Genomic DNA, 19,298 nt, shown 5'->3' on the forward strand with positions numbered 1-19,298 from the left:
GATAAGAAATGAAAATAAAATATTTATTACTACTGTTAAACAGTTTTTATTGTTTTTCACAAGTTGTACCTACTAAATTAGAAGCTACAAAAAAGGATTTAAGCTTTCCCACCAATCCTACGATGTATGATTTTACAAAATATGGTAATGTGCCGTTAAATGAATACAGGGGAATCGCTAATATTAACATCCCACTATACAACCTTAGTTTAGACGGTGTTGAAATACCTTTAACCTTAAGTTATTATTCAGGAGGAATAAAAGTAGCTGAAGAAGCCGGTATAGTGGGACTTGGTTGGAGTTTGAATCTTCCTACAATAATACAAAATATAAAAGATGAAGATGATTTGAAATCATCAACAAAGTTTCAAACGTTACCCGGTAGTACCGGAGGTACGGTTTTACCAAGCGTCGGAGGATTGAATCCTGATTACTGGAGTCCGAGCTATTTTTCAGCTACATCAATAATAGCACCTTCTTGTGACCCGGGAGCCTCCGTTGGATATAATAATCTACCGCAATACTTTGTTTCGAGTGGTTACTTTTTAATCGATAAAGACGGTAATTATCCTTGTGGTTCCGAATTTTCTGAAATGACATATAATTATGTTGATACAGAGCCGGATGTTTTTAGCGTAAATATCAACGGAGATAATTTGATTATAATTCGTGATGACATAGGGCTGAATACTCCCGGAGCCATTGATAATGTTACATTGCCTCTTAAGGTTATTAACGGTCATTCGGGATATAAGGTAGATAGAACTGCTGAAGGTATTAAGATTACAGATTATAAAGGGAACCAATATTTTTTTGGAGCAGTTGATTCAATAACCAGTACAGTATCCAGTAATGGTTTTTTACAAGGTAGTGATCCCGCTAATACGATCGTTTCAAAGATCCACAGATTAAGTAAAATCATAACACATAAAAATAAGGAAATCTTATTTAGCTATTTTAATGATACAGTTAAAGATTTGGAGAAAAAAAGTTATGTCTATTATAAAAACATAAGCACGTCCACAACTTCTTTTCAAAGTGGTGGTAGCTATAATAGTGCTCCTGAAGATGTAGAAGGGATAAACCAGCAAACCTTTAATACTAATCAGGCATCGTTAAATTCATTTACAACCGAAAAACAAACACAGACCTATTCTTTTTTAAGTTCTATAACTACTTCTGAAGAAACTGTAAGTCTTTCTTATAGTAATAGGATAGATTATGAAGGAATGCGAAAACTGGACAATATCTCAGTATATAATAATAAAGGAGATGTCGTTAAAGCTATTGATTTTGGTTATACTTATTTTGGAAATGTTTCTGATTATTTAAACAAAAGATTAAAATTAAATTCAGTAACTTTTAATTCTGATACGTCCTATCAATTTGAATATAACTCCACCGAACTACCGGCAAAAGATTCTTTTTCAATTGATTATTGGGGTATTATAACGGAAAACCAAATACCAGTTTTTTACCCAATCTGAGTCATTTAGGATTTCCTAATTATAACGATAATTCTCAAAACGATTTTAACAGCTATTTGTCTTCTTGTAAGGCAGGTTCTTTGGAAAGAATCTTTTATCCGACCGGAGGGTATACAGAATTTGAGTATGAACTGCATAGTTTTGATGATTTGGTTTTACATTCTAATATGAATAATTATACGCCATTAATAACCAGTGGTGGCGGACTTAGAGTTAAATCAACGAAAAGTTTTTCGTCTTCGGGAAATCTTTTCAAACAGGTTGATTACGAATATTATAATGGTAAAGTAATTTTTAAAAAGAGATTAGCAAGACAGATCACCGGAGTTAAATCGGTACAAAGTGTGGGCTTAAATACTCCGTCTGTCAACGTATATAAATACAATACAACTTTGATAGAAGCCAATCTGAGCAATGGTAATTTAGGGAAAACTTTTATAGATGAAATGGATGATTATATAGGTTACGACAGAGTCGTTATCAAAGAACATGGAAATATGGAGAATATAGGGAAAACAGAAAAAGAATTTGTGAATGTTCCATATAATTTAATTTTTCCATACCAAAAACTAAGTTTTAGACCTTCATTTTATAGAGATAGAGATTATATTCCTAATGGCACTTTAAAAAGTGAAAAAGTTTATAATAGTGTTAATCAGCTTAAGGAAGAAAAACAATTTTATTATTCTTTAAGAACGTCAAATATTCAACGATATGGGGTTAATTTTTCTTTTTTTGCCCAAACCTATTTTTTTATGCCACATACAACTTCAACCGGAGATCAAGAGTTCATACACCCTAGGTTTTTATTGACCTCATATCCTATTTTCGCTAATACTTATTTATTATCTCAAGAAAATTCAACACAATATCTTCCTTCAGGAAATAAAGAGTTAAAAACGTATTACAGTTATAACAGCAATAATATTCCAACAGGAAAGACTATAAATGATGCTAACGGGAGTACCATTTACAATGAATCAACAAATATGATGTCTACAACAGATTTAATCAATAAAAATATATTAGATCTACCGTCAAGTACCTCAATTTCAGAAAACGGATCTGTTAAAAAACATTTTAATTATGTATACCAAGAGGTTAATACGGTTACTTTGCCTAGCACGATAGAAGAATTACCGGGAGGTAACCCTGACCCGTCTAAAAAGATAAATACATTCTATGATTTATATGATGATAAAAGTAATCTAATCCAGTTTCACAGAGAAAATGATATTTATACCTCTGTCATCTGGGGATATAATAAAACCTTGATTGTTGCTAAAATAGAAAATGCACAATATTCACAAATTCAATCGTCATTGATTCAGGCTGTTCAAAGTGCTTCGGACACAGGTACCGAAGCTCAACTACAGATAGCTCTGGATAACTTAAGAAATTCCCTTCCTGATGCTATGGTTACCACGTATACTCATAAACCACTTGTTGGCATCAGTTGTATTACAGATTCAAAAGGAGATAAAATAATGTATTATTACGACACTAATAACCGATTGGAATATGTAAAAGATAAAGACGGAAATATCTTAAACGAATATGAATATCACTATAGACCTCAAAACTAAAGCAAGGACAAATGAAAACGAAGATACACAAGTTCAAAAAGATACAAGATAAACTTATGGCTAAAAAGTTAGGGTTTATTCTTGCAATGGTTCCTGTTCTTGCTCTAGGACAAAGTCAGGATCAGAATTACATCAAGCAAACCACATATAAACAAGCGAACCAAAATCAGGTAGCAAACCCGGATATAGATGTGGCAACTATTCAGGTAAATTATTACAATGGTTTAGGGTATCCTATACAACAGATTAGTCACAAACAATCGGGTACAGGAAAAGATATCATTACATACATAACCTATGACGAGTTCGGCAGGCAAACGAAAGAATTTTTGCCTTATGTCAGTCAGGCAGCCAGTTTAGATTTCGATTTAAGTTCCGATATAAATCAGGCAAATTATTACAGTAGTAATCCCGACCCCGGTTTTGAAACGACGGATTATCCTTTTAGTGAAAAAACATTTGATGATTCTCCTTTGAATAGATTGTTAAAACAAGCTGCTCCCGGAGAGATCTGGAAAAAAGACAATGGTCATGAAGTTCAGTTTGCTTATGATCTTAATTCAACGTCAGACGAGGTATTTCAATTTGAAGTCAACCGAAGCTATGTTAGTAGCACAGAACTATATGCTTATTCTTTAAACTGTATAGGATACTATGCTCCCGGAACACTCTATAAAAATATAACCAAAAATGAAAACTGGACATCAGGTGTAAACAATACCATAGAAGAATATATAGACGATTTAGGAAGAGTAATTTTAAAAAGAACGTATAATAACGGGCAAAAATATGACACGAATTATGTTTATGATAAAATAGGAAACCTGATCTATGTTATTCCACCACTAGCCTCTGATACCGTAGCAAATGTTACCGTTACACAAGATCCGGTTACATATTATAGTCAAAGTTATTATATATCAGAATTTTTAATTGATACCAATGGAGATCCGGTTACTTCCGGTGGGGGAGTATGGGATTGATCATTGAGAATAATACGATAAGATTAGAATTTAGCGGCGGTTTTAGTTCAGCAACTTTTGATTTAACTAAACAATTAGAAATCAATGCCCCTGAACCTATTCCGGACATGACTCTTGGTTATGTGGATTTTTATTATAATGGGAATCATCAATTTATAGTTCAAATTCAAAATAATAAATTATTTTTTGAAGATTATACACCAAATGATCCCACTTTATATTTTACACAACTGCCCGGAATATCCCAAAACCTGACTCAGCCTATTAGTATTAATCTAGGTTATGAAACGATTTATACTCCTTCAACCGATAGCACTGTTTTAGATCCCTTATGTTACCAATACAAATACGATGATCGCAACCGAATGGCAGAAAAAAAATTACCTGGTAAACAGTGGGAATTTATCATTTATGACAAACTGGACCGACCTGTAGCAACCGGACCGGCATTTACGCCTTACGGAGGAACCGACATCGGTTGGTTAATTACGGAATACGATGTATTCGGACGAGTGGCTAAAACCGGATGGAAACAAATGACGGTCGATGCGAATAACCGATACACCAATCAAAGCAGTATTAATAGTAGCGGTACCCCATTTACGTTGTCACAAAATGAAGTTTTAACAGAGAATTATTACGACGATTATACCTTTGCCGGAGCCCCTACTTTACCTAATGACGTAGAAGGGCAAACACTGGCGACTAATGTCAAAGGATTACCCACCGGAACATGGGTACGGGTTTTAGACACACCGGGAAGCTCTACCGCAGAGACTTCCTATACCCTATACGATGACAGATACCGACCGGTACGGACTTATACAACCAATCTTTTAGGTGGTTATACCCAGGTAGACACCAAACTGGACTGGGCAGGAAAAGTAGACTATACCCTGACTACGCATCAGTACAATTCCGGAGCAACTCCTGTAACGGTTAAAGATATGTATACCTATACTTACCAAGACCGCTTGTTGCTACACAAACAACAAATTAACCAGTTACCCGAACAATTGATCAGTAAAAATACCTATGACGAACTGGGGCAATTGGTAAGTAAAAAAGTTGGTGGAGATGATGTAATTACCGGAACAGCCAGTTTACAAAAGATCGATTACGCCTATAATGTTCGCGGTTGGCTTAAAAGCATCAATGATATAAACGACCTGGCTACGGAAAACGATTTGTTTGCGTTCAAGATCAATTATAATGATTTTACCTCTTCGGGAACCAATGACACTGCACCCAATGCTTTGTATAACGGAAACATCTCGGCTACGTATTGGCGAACGGCTAACGATAACGTCTTGCGAAAATACAACTATTCGTATGATGAGCTGAATCGATTGACCAATGCAGATTACCTTAAACCGGAAGCAACCAGTTCCGTTAACAGCTATTGGGAGAACATGACCTATGATAAAAACGGGAACATTCAAACCCTTAAACGAAACGGAGATTTAGATGCCGACAATTTTGCGATTGAGGTAGATGATCTTACTTACACCTATCACAACCAGAATAAGAACCAACTGGTAAAAGTTTTTGACGCTTCCAACCACCCGTTCGGACTGAAAGACGATAGTGACGGAATCAACGACACTGACGATGATTTTACATACGATGCTAATGGAAACATGACCTCAGATGCCAACAAAGGTATAACCAATATCACGTACAATCATTTAAACCTTCCGGTAGAAATTACATTTGGAACTAGTGCAAAAATTGGATACCTTTATAGTGCAGCAGGACAAAAGGTACAAAAACATGTGATCAGTTTTGTATCTTATTTGAATACGGCTACGGATTATCTTCAGGGATTTCAGTATACAGGGGCTAAGCTAAGTTTTTTTCCGCATGCAGAGGGTTATGTTAACGTAACACAACCTACAAAATCAGGTGCCAATGCGTACAATTATGTGTTTAACTACACAGACCATTTGGGAAATATACGATTGAGCTATGCAAAAGGAGCCGGTACGGTACCGGTTATCATGGAAGAAAACCATTACTATCCTTTTGGGTTGAAGCATACCAAATACAACAGCGACACCTATGATTTTATAGTAACCAATTCGCAATCCGGAGACGGGTATTATGTAGGGATAGACCCGGTAGCTGCCGGTAGTAGAAAACTCTACCAAATGAAATATAATGGGAAGGAGTACCAAGATGAACTGGGGTTAAACTGGTATGATTACGGCGCAAGGAATTATGATTCTGCTTTAGGGCGTTGGATGAATATTGACCCGCTGGCGGAGCAATCGAGAAAATGGACGCCATATAATTATGCAATGGATAATCCAATTTATTTCATAGATCCCGATGGAATGGCAGTTGAGGAATATAGTTGGGGAACTCGTTATACTGGAGAAGAGGCTCAAAGTTTTTTTGGTCAACTGCAGGCAAGTATTTCAAGTTCAAATGAAACTCCAAAAAGGGGAAATGATGAGGAAGAAGAGGAACAAGGCGATCCTAAAAATCTAAAATCAGTTGATAAGACAGGTGAAAAAGTACTTGAAGCTAAAAAAACATTTTTTGGGAAACTTTGGGGGAGTTTACAAAAAAGAGAGTGGACTGACCCTGAAACTGGATTAGTTTACCAAGTTAATGCAGATGGGACAATTAGCGGATTAAGACCTTTATATGGATTAGGAGTTTTGGGGTATGCTAATGTAGGGGCTTCATCAATAAAACTTCTTTCTTTAGTTAAAGGTGATTCAAAACTGTTTAAACTTGCACAAGAAACCTTTAATGGTAATAAGACTTTAACTAGAGAGGCTAATTCTTTGATTGAACAACTTTCGAAGGGCAATATGAATCCTGGTATTGGAACAAAAAATATATTTAAAAATATTTTTGAAGCAAGGTCAAGTGGTGGTGCTAGAGTTTATTTTCGGAAAATAGGTGATACAGTAGAAATTTTAGCATATTCTAATAAGGCAAACCAACAAACAGTGATTAATCAATTAATGAAAATTTGGAAATAATTATGAAGTTTAAAGTATTTTTACCAACAGGTTATCAGATTGAAAAAGAAGATAATGATAATTTAGATATAAATGTAATCTTAGAAAATGGAGAAATTTTTTTCTGTACAATCTTTACTATAAAAAATATCGACTTCTTAATGAAAAAAAATTTACTCTCTTTTTTTTGGGCAGATAATATGGTTATTATAAAAGATTTAAGTAAGAGAAGTATTTTAGAATTTGTAAAAGAAGCTTTAGAACTAGACAATTTTAAAATAATTTTTTTTAAAATAGGGGAATTAGGAAAAACTGAAGGGTATGATTTTCTTTTTGATGAAATAAATGATTTTTAAGGTAAGGTTTCAGATTTAGTGATATAAGATTTCAGAATTCTAACCTATTGAAATAGAATAAATAATTTAAAAACATTTAAAAGAAATAGTTATGAAGACAACTAAAGTGATTTTACTTAGTTTCGTTCTTTTGTTTTTAAATTGCAAATCACCAAGTAATTGCATTTTAAATATGCAGTTTGAAAGAGAATTAGATGGTCCTGGACCAGATCTGTTAATATTTACTAATAAGTGAAAAAGAAGACTTAGAGAAAATTTCTAAAAAAATAGAAGTTGTAGAAATAAACTTTGATGAAAAAAGAACATTTAAAAGCTCTGTTTTTAGTTTATCAAAAATTGAAAAAGGAAACTATGTACTAAAATTAAGTTCTCCTTTTTTTACTTTATCAGGTTATAATGATGATAATGAAGTTTACAATCAAAGTGATAGAATGGAAATTAAATTGATTTTGAATGAAAATGATATTGTTAAATTTATAAAATGTAATTAAAATTAAGGCGATTCCTAACCGTTTCGCCTTTTAAAATAAGTTCTTTATAATGCTTCTATTGTTTTATAAGACATAGCTAACCTTTTTGCGAATTTCCGTCAAAAAAGTCACATTTTACTTTTCATAAAATCAGTAACCAAATAAGCAATCAGCTTCCCTGTAAGGTGACTGTTGTTTGTATGATCCAGGTCAGGAGCTCCTTCACATATATGCAAATAAGAAGCATTTTTATGGTTGCCGAAGTAATACACATACTCCCGGGCTTGCTGTACATTAAAACCGCTTAACGTCATAGCACTGGAATAGATTCCCGGAATAGCATCCAGATCCAATTCAATTCCGAAAGGATCATTCTTTATAAAATTCAAAGCTTCTGCCATCTGAGAGTTGAACTCTTTTACTCTTTTGACTTCAATCTCTTCATAGGTAACATAGCGAACACGCTCGTTCAACTCTTTTAACGTATTGAAAACACTCTTAGAGACAAAGTTTTCATGTAAACCGAATACAAAATAATTTTTCAGAAAACCTTCTTCAAAAGCATAACTGAAACCATTTCCGGAATGACGACCTTCTAAGACTCTGAAATCAGTATGGGCATCAAAATTGATAGCATTTACCGGCTTTCCTTTGGCTAATGCCAAACCTTTAATATTACCATAAGCATTATTGTGACCACCACCGATAATGATAGGCGTTTTACCGGTATTTATAATTTGATGAATAATATGAGATACTTCCTTATCAATCTTTTCTACTAACTGAAATAAACGTTTTTTTTCTTCTTTAGAATAGATGGATAAATTTTGTGCTTCCTGCATTTCCTGATCGAGGTTCAAAGCCCCTAAGATCAACAGATCACTCCCTTTACAAAACTTATTGTGTTGGATGTTAACAAGACTTTTAAGGGTATTTTCGTATGCAGAAGCAGTGCCTGTTCGCCCGAAGTTTGCTTTTACACCGATATCTTCCGGTAAGCCTAAAAGGACAAAAGAGGCTGTAGAATTTTTAATAAAGTCAAGAATATCAGTGTTTTCAGGTACCACTTGAATACGTTCTCCGAATTTTATTTCACCGCTTCTGTGATGGGTAATTTTAGCTAACTCCTGTGAGGTTAACAATTTGATATTTTCCATTGCGCTTTTATAGTAATTCCATAACCAAAATTACTATTTTAAAATTAGTTACCTAATAAATTGACAAAATACTTAATAAATTGTAGATTTGCTATTATCTAATCATAATTAAAACCTTTATCTCTATGGAAAACAAGCCTAATAATTCAAAGCTAAAAGCAGTCTTTTTAGTATTGATATTGTTACTAATTGCCAGTGTTGGTTACATTGTTAAATTAAGTTCGGATATCTCCGGATTGAAAAAAGAAAAAACCGAAGTTTTAACAGAAAAAGATTCTATTGCTAATGATTTAGAAGCCAGAATTGCAGAATTAGACGTAATGTCTAAGGAAAAAAACGGACTGGAGGATGAGATCAAAGATCAGAAAGCTGAAATGGAAAAGTTATTAGAGCAGGTAAAAAAATCAGAAGGGGATTTATCGCGTTATAAAAATGAATATTTCCGCTTGAAAAGAGAGATGGATAACTTAGTTGCAGAAAATAAATTACTAAAAGAGCAGAATGTTGCGCTAACATCGAGTTTAGACAGTACTCAAACGGAATTAAATGCTTCTAAAAAATATTCTGACACTTTGTTAATGCAAAATGAAGGTTTGGCTCAAACAGTAGAAAAAGGGTCGAAATTAGCGGTATTGAACTTAAATGTATTAGCCGTTAAAGAAAAAAGTTCAGGTAAACAAGTTGAAACAGATAAGGCAAGCAGAGCTAATAAGTTAAAAGTAAGCTTCTTAATTGCTGAAAACCAAATAGCGAAATCTGAAGATAAAACCTATTATGTTCAGATAATTGATAGCAAAAACAATATTTTAGGTGAGAAACAAACAATTCCTGTAGGTGATAAAACACTGACCTATAGTTTCACTACAACAGTAAAATATGAAAATAAAACGGTTCAGGTAAATGAAGAAGTTTCAGGTGAAGATTTTCAGGCAGGAACTTACTTTGTAAATGTATTTACTGCATCCGGAGAAAATGTTTCTAAAACAAGCTTTAACTTGAGATAAAACTCTTCGATTTATAAAAATAAAAAAAGCGCTTACTAAGCGCTTTTTTTATTCGATAAACATTCCGTTGATCATAACCTTGTCAATTAACACCGACCCGAATTCATAAGGAATCTGGTAAAATGAAGTAACAGGTTTTGTCATCATTACATTCGCTTTTTTTCCTCTGCTTATAGTTCCGGTTTCGTTCTCGATCCCCATCGCATAAGCAGCATTTAATGTAGCAGCATTAATAGCTTCTTCAGGTGTCATTTTCATTTTTATGCAAGCTGTTGCTACTACAAAGTTCATATTGCCTGATGGAGTAGTACCGGGATTGTAGTCGGTAGCTAATGCTAACGGCAAACCGGAATCTATCATTCTTCGGGCAGGAGTATAAGGAATACTGATAAAGTAAGAACAGCTAGGCAGAGCCACCGGCATAGTGTTGCTCTCTTTTAAAACAGCAATATCTTCGTCAGTTACTATTTCTAAATGGTCTACACTTAAAGCACCGTTTTCAACACAAGCCTGAATACCGTTTATCGCTGTAAATTGGTTCACATGAATTTTAGGAGTTAAGCCGTACTGTTTACCGGCTTTCATGATCTGAATAGTTTCGTCAACAGAAAAATATCCGGTTTCAAGAAAGGCATCAATATAGTCGGCTAAATTTTCTTTGGCAATCTCAGGTAGCATTTCATTGAGCATTAGATCAATATAAGCCTGATGATCTGTTTTATATTCGGCAGGGAAAGCGTGTGCTCCCAGAAAAGTGGCTTTAATAGGAAGATCATAGTTTTCTTTTAGACGTTTTATAACGCGGAGCATTTTTAATTCTCCTTCTGTAGTTAAACCATATCCTGATTTTATTTCGACTGCTCCGGTACCGAGTTTGATGATCTCTTCCAAACGTTTTTTTGATTGTTCATAAATTTCATCTTCTGAAGTTTCATTCAATCGTTTGGCTGAATTAAGGATTCCGCCGCCTCGTTCGGCAATTTCTTCATAGGACAAACCGTTAATTCTATCGGCAAATTCCTGAACCCGGTCTCCGGCATAGACCAAATGAGTATGACTGTCAACCCAGGTAGGCAGAACAACACAACCGCTTGCATCTACAACAGTGGTATTTTCCGGATTCGGACATTGGGTCATAGGGCCAAAATCTTTGATAATAGTATCTTCGATCAATAAATAAGCATTATCAATCTTAGGAAGTTCTTTCATCTCTTCACCTGCGACATAGGCAATATGACTTTCTCTTACTTGTAATAGTTCTTTTATGTTTTTGAATAGTATAAGCATAGAAAATATTTTGGGTAAAAATAAGCCCGAATTTTAAAAACTCCTATCTTTATAGAGACAAAAATTGAGACTTTGAGAAAATTAAAATATAAAAAAGGACGAAAAGTTAACTTTCAACCACTGGAATACAATGGTATTTACACTGACAGAAAAACTGAAATGCAGTTGTTTGTGTACAATGAGAACAATATAGTGGAGTACCAGAATGTTTCCGTAGCTGATTTTATAAAAAACAGAGATTCGGAGCAATGTAATTGGTTAAATTTACACGGGTTAACGAATGTAGAAGCGATCAGGGAACTTACAGATTATTTACAGCTCAACAGTATTATTATTTCTGATATTTTAAATATAACTCGGGGAACCCGACTTGATGAGCTTGATGAGTCTCTGTTTTTCAGTATAAAATCTATTTTGCCATCTGAAGGCAATGAAAGCATTTCCATAGAGCAGATCAGTTTTTTAATTCAGGAAGGGTTAGTGGTTTCCTTTCAGGAAAAGCGAGGAGATTTTTTTACTCATATCAGGGAAAGGCTGCGAACGAATAGTGGTGTGGTACGCAAAAAGAAAGTAGATTATTTACTTTTTCTGTTGCTCGACGCCGTAATAGAGAACTTTTACATCACTATTGAGAAGAAGGAAGAAAGAATTGAAAACCTGCAACAAAGATCCAAGACATCAGATGAACCTGAAATAGTAGAAGAAATTGAACAGTTACGGGAAGTATTTCACTTCTTAAAACGTTCTTTAATACCATTAAAAGAAGCTTTATTTACGATCAAGACGATCAAGGAAGACGATGATTTTAACAGTATACAGGAGAGTAATTTTGTGTATTTTAGCAGGTTGCATCAAAAAACAATTGAACTTTTAGATCAGATAGAATACGATATGAGCTCGCTTGATAGTGCCAGTAATTTTTATTACACTACACAAAATCACAAGATGAATGAAGTGATGAAAACATTAACGGTTATATCATCTATCTTTTTGCCTTTGACATTTATCGTAGGTTTGTATGGAATGAATTTCCACAATATGCCGGAACTCAGCACGCGTTATGGTTATTATGTAGTACTAACTGTAATGGCTTTGTTAGTATTCGTAATGATTCGTTATTTTAAAAAGAAACGTTGGTTTTAATTGATTAGTCATGTCCAAAAAAGATATTTTTACCAGCTCTATTTCACATAAAGAATTTCCTTTAAGTGAAAAAGTCTATGGAAGATCTGTTCGTAAACCTATATTTGATCTGATCTTAGGGGAATATCCGACATTTACCAAGAGTAGTGTTATTTCTGTATCTGAGTTGAATTATTATCGCGAAAAGTATATAGGGTCCTTATTATTAAATGAAGAGGGAGAGTTATCCGGTTTAGAGAGAACAGTATTAGATTCGATGACTAATAGAAGTAATTTGAGTCAGTTGATAGAAGAACAGACGGTATATACTTTTGGACAAAAAATAGCGGATAAAGTAGCTGAATTTGGTGGCAGCTGGACATTTATCTTGTCTTTTATGTTTTTTCTATTTGCATGGATACTAATTAATGTTTTCTTTTTACTGAATAAAGGATTTGACCCATATCCGTTCATATTACTGAACCTGATTTTATCTTGTTTAGCGGCTTTACAGGCACCCATCATTATGATGAGCCAAAATCGTCAGGAAGAAAAAGACCGTGAACGGGCCAAAAATGATTATATGATTAATTTGAAATCTGAATTAGAGATTCGGATGTTGCATGAAAAGATCGACCATTTAATTTTACACCAGGAACAATCTATGTTGGAAATTCAGAAAATTCAAATTGATATGATGAATGATATTATAGCTAAGATTGAGAATTCTAATTCTATAAATAAAAATGAAAAGCCTTGATGCAATAAAAGGCTCTTCACTCCATGTTAAAAATAAATTAATCAAACCATTTTCTTCGGATCGACCCATCGGTCAAAATCTTCTTCTGAAACATATCCTAACCGAATAGCTTCTTTTTTTAAAGTAGTTCCGTTCGCATGTGCTGTTTGCGCGATCTCTGCTGCTTTATAATAACCTATTTTAGTATTTAAAGCAGTAACCAACATCAGTGAATTTTTTAATAATTCATCTATCCTTTTATAATTGGGTTCAATACCGTTAACACAATGTTCAGTAAACGATAAACAAGCATCGCCCAGTAATCGGGCCGATTGTAAGAAATTAGCAATAAGCAAAGGTTTAAAGACATTTAGTTCATAATGTCCTTGTGTGGCTCCGATCGTTATTGCTACATCATTTCCCATTACCTGTGCAGCTACCATAGTTAAAGCTTCACATTGTGTAGGATTTACTTTTCCGGGCATAATCGACGATCCGGGTTCATTTTCAGGAATAAGGATCTCTCCGATACCCGAACGCGGTCCGGAAGCTAAAAGCCGAATGTCATTTGCTATTTTATTTAAAGATACGGCAAGCTGTTTCAGAGCAGCATGACCTTGTACAATGGCATTGTGTGCCGAAAGCGCCTCAAATTTATTAGGTGCCGTTTGAAATGAGATCCCGGTAAATTCAGAAATGTATTGAGCTACCAGAGTATCATAGCCTTTAGGAGTGTTTAGACCGGTTCCGACTGCGGTTCCGCCTAAAGCTAATTCTGATAAAGGTTCAAGTGATTGTTTCAGCGTTATTAAACCGTTTGCCAGTAATTGGGCATAACCCGAAAATTCCTGACCTAAGGTCAGGGGAGTAGCGTCCATTAAATGGGTACGGCCTATTTTGATAACATCTTTAAATTCTTCAGCTTTTGCATTCAATGCTTTTTGTAAAACTTCAACCGCCGGAATAGAGTGCCTAATCAGTTGAATGCTGGCAGCAATATGCATTGCTGTGGGAAAGGTATCGTTTGACGATTGCGATTTGTTAACATCGTCATTAGCCTTCAGTATAAAATCTTCACTAAAATCTTTCCCGTTAATTGTTGGGCTCTGTGGGCGATCACTTCATTAACATTCATGTTAGATTGTGTCCCTGAACCGGTTTGCCAAATGACCAACGGAAAATGTTCGTCGAGTTTCCCGTCCAGTATTTCATCACAAACGTTAGCAATAAGATCACGCTTTGTTTCCGTTAAAACATTCAATTCAGTATTTGTAAATGCGGCAGCTTTTTTTAAATAGGCAAAAGCTTCAATAATTTCATGTGGCATAGAGGCCGGAGCACCGATTTTGAAATTATTGCGGGAACGTTCAGTTTGTGCACCCCAAAGTTTATCAGCCGGAACACTGACTTCACCTAAGGTGTCTTTTTCAATTCTGTACATTGTATCATATTTTCTATAAAGTTAGAATTTTTATAGAAGAAAGTTTGTTATCATAATGCTAAAAATAGTATCTTTGAGCTGAATTCATAAAATTCCGGAAAACATGTTTGAATTTCAACAGTATTTAGGTTTTTTACTTTTCTTAACCATCCTTACAATCGGATTTTGGTTAATGATTTTCTTGGCTTCATTTGTACCTTACTGGTTAGGTGGTGCTATTAAAGAATTCATCAAAGAGAGAAGAGATAAAAAACGCAATAACCAAGAATAACGAATTGATTCTTAGTTAAAAGCAAAAAAGTCCTGATAGTACATCAGGACTTTTTTTATGATAATAATTAACCCATAAATTCTCCGTCACCACCACCGTCATCTCTTCTTTGCTGGTCTTTTTCTTTTTTCATGTTAAAACGGTATGTGAAAGAGAAGTTGATTTGTCTTTGTCTCCATTGAAATTCTGAGTAGGAGTCAACACTTCCCGGGAGGTAGGTGTCCATTCGTCTTTTACGGCTGTTAAATAAATCGCTGACATTTAAGGATAAGGTTCCCTTATCTTTTAAAACGTCTTTACTGAATGCTAAGTTTACGGATGTCATAGACAAACGTTTTCCCTGAGCTGTAGTTTGCGGTGCCCGATACATAATATTAGTCTGCCAGTCAATTTTATAAGGTAAGGTTACTTTTGAACTTAGTCGGGTAAACCAGGTTGTTGCCACATTGTCTAAATTCTGAACTACAGGATTGTTTTGGTAATCAACATAGCTGAATTCTCCTTTTGTTTCATTTCGGAATAAATTGAAATTAGAATTCAATCGCCACCATTTAAAAGGATTGTAATTAACATTGAACTCAAAACCGGCACGGTATTCTTTGGCTAAGTTAATAGGTGTACTAACAATAACCGGCACGTCGTCTACAAAATTTCCGGATTCTCTTCTTACAAATTGAAAAGAATCGTCAGTAAGGTTTACGTAAGCAGAAGTGTTTACTGTTACTTTGTTCCATCTTTTCAAATAGCCTAGATCAAAGACATTAGTATAAGAAGGATTCAGATCGGGATTTCCCTGAAAGATATTAATATTACTTGAGTAAGATGAGAATGGATTTAAAAAACGTCCTCTGGGTCTGTTGATTCGTTTACTATAGCTTAAGCTCATAGAGCTACTTTCACTGAATTCATATCCTAAAGTAGCAGAAGGGAAGAAATTGTTGTATTTTTTCTTGTTATAATCGTTTGATGTAATGGAGTTAACATCAATATTACTGTCTTCAAAACGAACACCTAAGAAATAAGAGAATTTTTTGAATTTGTTCCCGTATTGCATGTAAAGGGCATTGATTTTTTCTTTGTATTCCAATAAATTAGAGTATAAATCATTGCGAACCCAACTTCCGTTATCTTCTGATTCGATAACAAAATCAGTTAAATTATTTTGAAAAGAACCTCTGTATCCAGCCTCAAAACGTCCGTTCTCGCCTATAGGCAATACATAATCCGTTTGGAAAAGATTGCGATTTTGACTGTTATTATTTAAAGTTCTTTCGTATAAAAGATAAGGAGTACCGTCCAGGTTTTGATCGGTAATTGTAGAGCTATCGTCTTCACGGTTTTGTGAAAAAGCCATGTCAACTGTTAATTTATGACCTTCTTTTTTAAAATCTTTTGTGAAGTTGGTAGCATATTCAATTCTGAAGTTATCACTGATTCCGTCATTAAAACGGTTTTTAGTATAATCATAATTATGATCTGCATCATAATAGGTAAGGTATACATCATCAGGGTTTTTACCGTTACTTTCAGCAAAAGTCACAGAATTTGTCCAGGTCAATGATTTTGTCAACGACCAGTCAATACCGAAATTAGCATTGTATCCTTCATTCTGACGGTGATTTTTTCTTCTTTCTTCGCTGTAGCTTTTAGTTGAATTATCATCGTTTAAGTAACGAGAGTCCGTTGAGGAATTACCGGGAGAATTTCTGTAATTGTATCCGAAATTAGAGAATAAGTTGAAGTTCTCTGTCTTTTTGTTGATACTGGCGTTAGCCATATAGTTTTCAGGATCACCGGCTGTTAATACAATAGATCCGTTTACACCGTTAGTTTTACCTTTTTTCAGTACAATGTTAATGATACCACCACCACCTTCAGCATCATAACGTGCCGATGGATTGGTTATAACTTCTACTTTGTCTACAGAATCGGCAGGAAGTAATTTTAAAGCATCGGCAATGTTAATCCCTGCCAGACCTGAAGGTTTTCCGTCAATTAAAATCTTAACATTTTCATTACCTCTTAAAGCGATATTTCCTTCCGGATCAACCGTTACTGAGGGCACATTATCTAAAACATCACTTATTGTTCCGCCTTTAACGGTCATATCTTTTCCTACGTTGTAAATTCGTTTGTCAAGTTTAATTTCAACGGTTGATTTTTCAGCAACTAATTCAACACCTTTTAGTTGAGACACATCGGCTTCCAGATAAACAGCACCGAAATCAGTATCTGTTGTAAGAGTTCTGGTTTTAATTTCTACGGTCTTAAAAGAAATATACTCAAACCGCACATTATAGGTTCCGGTAGTTACTTCAAAGTTGAAATTACCGTCCATATCAGTTACGGAACCTGATAATTTTTCAGGATTTTTAGCATCTTGAAATACGACAGTAGCGTATTCTAAAGGTAAATCTGTACCTTTTTCAATGATCTTTCCGGTGATTTTAATTTTTTTTCCTCCTGTATTTCCCTGAGAAAAAGCAGTAGTTGTGGCTAATAGTAATAGTGTAATAGTGGTGAGTACTCGTTGCATTTATTAAAGTTTATTTCTTTAGACGACAAAAATAAACTTTGGTTTAAGCGTAAAATCACAAATCTTTGTTAAAAAAATGAAAACAGAAATTTTAAGAAGCTTTTGTTCGGTTAGGAACAGGCAAGATCAGGAGTAATTTGATGTATGAGTATCCTTCAGCCTTTATTTATTTTTAAAGGACTGACGATTATTCCGAAACCATCGGGGTCACGAATTAAGATTCCATTTTCGTTCCAATATGGGTTTTTGGCTTTTTCTTTTTTAATTTGTTGGTTTTCAATGTTTTTTAGAATGCTTTGATAGGTGCTTTCATCCGTAGGATAGAAAACCATCAGGTCATCCTCATCAGAATGATGCGTAGTTTTGTCTTTGGAGGTGGTAAATTCCAAATGCCAATTCTGATCCTTTTTGCCTAAAAAAACACCATCATAATGATTATGGTTACGGAAATCGCCGATTATTTCCAATTCCAGTATTTTAGTGTAAAAATGAATTAAACCTTCAAGATCATCGGTATGTCGGGCAACTCGTAAGATCATTTATAAAATATCTTGTATTTTTTCTTTCGGACGGGCAATTACGGCTTTATTTCCGTTAACTACGATCGGACGTTCAATTAACTTAGGATGTTGAAGCATGGCATCTATAATATTCTCATCAGTAAGTTCTTTGCCTTTGTATTCTTCTTTCCAGATGGCTTCTTTTGTACGTACTAATTCTATAGGTTTTATGTTTAATTTTTGAATTACTTCTTTTAACTCCTCTTTGGTGAAAGGTTCGTCTAAATATTTTCTTATGGTAAATTCTGTATTCAGGTTTTCCAGTTCACACAAACCTTCTCTGGATTTAGTACATCTTGGGTTATGGTATATTGTTATCATAAATACTATCTTTGAATTTTAAAGTGTAAAGATACTTAAAGTAAATTTTGAAATAAAATGCTTGTCTTTTTTTTACTTAAAACTTTACCTTTGTAAGTAAAGCACATTGTATATGTATTTAGAGCGAATTCAAAAACTGAAGCCTTATCTTTTACTTTATTGGCCTATTCCTGTTAGTTTTATTTTATTAATGGCGATTAATTTTATTTTATCAGCTAGTGTAGATACCAATAAAGTGATGCAGGAGTCGATACTTAGCTTCGGAGTTAACCGTACATTTCTGTATTTGATTGCTCCTTTAGCTTTAGGTTTGCTGATCGTTTTAGTATGGGTTAAATTTATACAAAGGATTCCTTTAACTGTTTTTACAACGGGTAGAGAAAAAATAGACTGGAAACGCATCGGTTTTTCATTTACTGTATGGGCAGTATTTACGATAGTAATGACCTTATGGGCTTATTACATTGCTCCGGAAAATTTTCAGATTAATTTCCAACCCGTGAATTTTGCCGTGTTTTTTATAATGGCTATTATCTTGATCCCGATGCAGACAAGTTTCGAAGAATACTTGTTCAGAGGACAAATTTTACAAGGGTTAAGCTTGGAAACCAAAAGTCGTTTTGCAGGAATGTTTGTCAGTTCTGTTCTGTTTGGCTTAATGCATGCTGCAAATCCTGAAGTCGAGAAAATAGGCTATTATATAATGATATATTATATAGGTACCGGCTTTTTTCTGGGAATCATAACACTCTTGGATGATGGAATGGAGTTAGCCTTAGGTTTTCACGCGGCTAATAATTTAGTAGGAGCACTATTAGTAACATCAGACTGGACTGCTTTTCAGACCTATTCTGTATTTAAAGATATATCTGAACCGAGCATCGGTTTTGATGTGTTGTTTCCGATCGTGGTAATTTATCCTGTTTTGATTTTTGTTTTTGCTAAAAAATATAACTGGCATGATTGGAAAACTAAACTTTTCGGAACTTTAAAAGATTAAAAT

General features: G+C 34.4%; 15 protein-coding genes and 1 pseudogene. 10 read left to right on the forward strand and 6 right to left on the reverse strand.

The features are described from left to right. The first annotated feature begins 8 nt into the window (after nucleotides 1–8). Genes DI487_RS14145 through DI487_RS14165 form a run of 5 tightly spaced genes read left to right on the forward strand, consistent with a single transcriptional unit; the run spans nucleotide 9 to nucleotide 7,387 of the window. Nucleotides 9–1,487, forward strand: a complete 1,479-nt coding sequence (locus tag DI487_RS14145; RefSeq protein WP_109570220.1) for a hypothetical protein — start codon at nucleotides 9–11, stop codon at nucleotides 1,485–1,487. Further along, nucleotides 1,439–3,073 carry a hypothetical protein gene (locus DI487_RS14150; RefSeq protein ID WP_109570221.1) on the forward strand — a complete coding sequence of 545 codons (1,635 nt, stop codon included), beginning with the start codon at nucleotides 1,439–1,441 and terminating at the stop codon, nucleotides 3,071–3,073. Before DI487_RS14145 ends, DI487_RS14150 begins: the two co-directional genes overlap by 49 nt. 11 nt (nucleotides 3,074–3,084) lie before the next feature. Further along, nucleotides 3,085–4,056, forward strand: a complete 972-nt coding sequence (locus DI487_RS14155; protein WP_109570222.1) for a DUF6443 domain-containing protein — start codon at nucleotides 3,085–3,087, stop codon at nucleotides 4,054–4,056. Continuing rightward, nucleotides 4,047–7,052: an RHS repeat domain-containing protein gene (locus tag DI487_RS14160; protein WP_109570223.1), complete on the forward strand. Its 3,006-nt coding sequence runs from the start codon at nucleotides 4,047–4,049 to the stop codon at nucleotides 7,050–7,052. The genes DI487_RS14155 and DI487_RS14160 overlap by 10 nt, the downstream gene beginning before the upstream one ends. Nucleotides 7,053–7,054: 2 nt before the next feature. Beyond that, nucleotides 7,055–7,387 (forward strand): hypothetical protein, encoded by a 333-nt coding sequence (locus DI487_RS14165; RefSeq protein ID WP_109570224.1) that lies wholly within the window; start codon nucleotides 7,055–7,057, stop codon nucleotides 7,385–7,387. Nucleotides 7,388–7,985: 598 nt separating this feature from the next. Here the strand turns inward: DI487_RS14165 and DI487_RS14170 are convergent. Then, nucleotides 7,986–9,014, reverse strand: coding sequence for a formimidoylglutamase (locus DI487_RS14170; protein ID WP_109570225.1), 1,029 nt, complete (start codon nucleotides 9,012–9,014; stop codon nucleotides 7,986–7,988). A 125-nt stretch (nucleotides 9,015–9,139) separates the two neighbouring features. Between DI487_RS14170 and DI487_RS14175 the strand changes: the two genes are divergently transcribed. Continuing rightward, on the forward strand, nucleotides 9,140–10,018 hold the full coding sequence (locus DI487_RS14175; protein WP_109570226.1) for a hypothetical protein: 879 nt from the start codon (nucleotides 9,140–9,142) through the stop codon (nucleotides 10,016–10,018). Between the two features lie 48 nt (nucleotides 10,019–10,066). Here DI487_RS14175 and hutI read toward each other — a convergent pair whose 3' ends face one another. Further along, a complete protein-coding gene (gene hutI / locus DI487_RS14180; protein WP_109570227.1) occupies nucleotides 10,067–11,305 on the reverse strand; it encodes an imidazolonepropionase in 1,239 nt (412 codons plus the stop codon). Between the two features lie 72 nt (nucleotides 11,306–11,377). On the opposite strand from hutI, the gene corA reads away from it, so the two are divergent. Beyond that, complete coding sequence (gene corA / locus DI487_RS14185; RefSeq protein ID WP_109570228.1) at nucleotides 11,378–12,448, forward strand: magnesium/cobalt transporter CorA; 1,071 nt, start codon at nucleotides 11,378–11,380, stop codon at nucleotides 12,446–12,448. A gap of 10 nt (nucleotides 12,449–12,458) precedes the next feature. After that, the gene (locus DI487_RS14190; RefSeq protein ID WP_109570229.1) at nucleotides 12,459–13,187 is read left to right on the forward strand and encodes a DUF1003 domain-containing protein; all 729 of its coding nucleotides are present in this window, start codon (nucleotides 12,459–12,461) and stop codon (nucleotides 13,185–13,187) included. A 41-nt stretch (nucleotides 13,188–13,228) separates the two neighbouring features. Here DI487_RS14190 and fumC read toward each other — a convergent pair. Then, nucleotides 13,229–14,607 (reverse strand): annotated as a pseudogene (gene fumC / locus DI487_RS14195) (class II fumarate hydratase). Between the two features lie 103 nt (nucleotides 14,608–14,710). Between fumC and DI487_RS16120 the strand changes: the two are divergent. Continuing rightward, the gene (locus tag DI487_RS16120; protein WP_170108218.1) at nucleotides 14,711–14,878 is read left to right on the forward strand and encodes a hypothetical protein; all 168 of its coding nucleotides are present in this window, start codon (nucleotides 14,711–14,713) and stop codon (nucleotides 14,876–14,878) included. Nucleotides 14,879–14,945: 67 nt separating this feature from the next. On the opposite strand, the gene DI487_RS14200 is transcribed toward DI487_RS16120, so the two are convergent. The 3 genes from DI487_RS14200 to arsC all read right to left on the reverse strand — a co-directional run bounded on the left by DI487_RS14200 (nucleotide 14,946) and on the right by arsC (nucleotide 18,295). Further along, nucleotides 14,946–17,414, reverse strand: coding sequence for a TonB-dependent receptor domain-containing protein (locus DI487_RS14200; RefSeq protein WP_109570230.1), 2,469 nt, complete (start codon nucleotides 17,412–17,414; stop codon nucleotides 14,946–14,948). Between the two features lie 155 nt (nucleotides 17,415–17,569). Then, on the reverse strand, nucleotides 17,570–17,953 hold the full coding sequence (locus DI487_RS14205) for a VOC family protein (protein ID WP_109570231.1): 384 nt from the start codon (nucleotides 17,951–17,953) through the stop codon (nucleotides 17,570–17,572). Then, nucleotides 17,954–18,295 carry an arsenate reductase (glutaredoxin) gene (gene arsC / locus DI487_RS14210; RefSeq protein WP_109570232.1) on the reverse strand — a complete coding sequence of 114 codons (342 nt, stop codon included), beginning with the start codon at nucleotides 18,293–18,295 and terminating at the stop codon, nucleotides 17,954–17,956. 112 nt (nucleotides 18,296–18,407) lie between these two features. Between arsC and DI487_RS14215 the strand changes: the two genes are divergently transcribed. After that, nucleotides 18,408–19,295 carry a CPBP family intramembrane glutamic endopeptidase gene (locus DI487_RS14215; protein ID WP_109570233.1) on the forward strand — a complete coding sequence of 296 codons (888 nt, stop codon included), beginning with the start codon at nucleotides 18,408–18,410 and terminating at the stop codon, nucleotides 19,293–19,295. The last annotated feature ends 3 nt before the right edge of the window (nucleotides 19,296–19,298 follow it).

It is taken from the genome of Flavobacterium sediminis (assembly GCF_003148385.1).
GTDB classification, from domain to species: domain Bacteria; phylum Bacteroidota; class Bacteroidia; order Flavobacteriales; family Flavobacteriaceae; genus Flavobacterium; species Flavobacterium sediminis.

What these genes read in the sequence shown, in the direction of transcription:
- DI487_RS14145 (WP_109570220.1), top strand. Translation starts at nt 9, where the DNA reads ATGAAAATAAAATATTTATTACTACTGTTAAACAGTTTTTATTGTTTT.
- DI487_RS14155 (WP_109570222.1), top strand. Translation starts at nt 3,085, where the DNA reads ATGAAAACGAAGATACACAAGTTCAAAAAGATACAAGATAAACTTATG.
- DI487_RS14160 (WP_109570223.1), top strand. Translation starts at nt 4,047, where the DNA reads ATGGGATTGATCATTGAGAATAATACGATAAGATTAGAATTTAGCGGC.
- DI487_RS14165 (WP_109570224.1), top strand. Translation starts at nt 7,055, where the DNA reads ATGAAGTTTAAAGTATTTTTACCAACAGGTTATCAGATTGAAAAAGAA.
- DI487_RS14170 (WP_109570225.1), bottom strand. Translation starts at nt 9,014, where the DNA reads ATGGAAAATATCAAATTGTTAACCTCACAGGAGTTAGCTAAAATTACC.
- DI487_RS14175 (WP_109570226.1), top strand. Translation starts at nt 9,140, where the DNA reads ATGGAAAACAAGCCTAATAATTCAAAGCTAAAAGCAGTCTTTTTAGTA.
- hutI (WP_109570227.1), bottom strand. Translation starts at nt 11,305, where the DNA reads ATGCTTATACTATTCAAAAACATAAAAGAACTATTACAAGTAAGAGAA.
- DI487_RS14190 (WP_109570229.1), top strand. Translation starts at nt 12,459, where the DNA reads ATGTCCAAAAAAGATATTTTTACCAGCTCTATTTCACATAAAGAATTT.
- DI487_RS16120 (WP_170108218.1), top strand. Translation starts at nt 14,711, where the DNA reads ATGTTTGAATTTCAACAGTATTTAGGTTTTTTACTTTTCTTAACCATC.
- DI487_RS14200 (WP_109570230.1), bottom strand. Translation starts at nt 17,414, where the DNA reads ATGCAACGAGTACTCACCACTATTACACTATTACTATTAGCCACAACT.
- DI487_RS14205 (WP_109570231.1), bottom strand. Translation starts at nt 17,953, where the DNA reads ATGATCTTACGAGTTGCCCGACATACCGATGATCTTGAAGGTTTAATT.
- arsC (WP_109570232.1), bottom strand. Translation starts at nt 18,295, where the DNA reads ATGATAACAATATACCATAACCCAAGATGTACTAAATCCAGAGAAGGT.
- DI487_RS14215 (WP_109570233.1), top strand. Translation starts at nt 18,408, where the DNA reads ATGTATTTAGAGCGAATTCAAAAACTGAAGCCTTATCTTTTACTTTAT.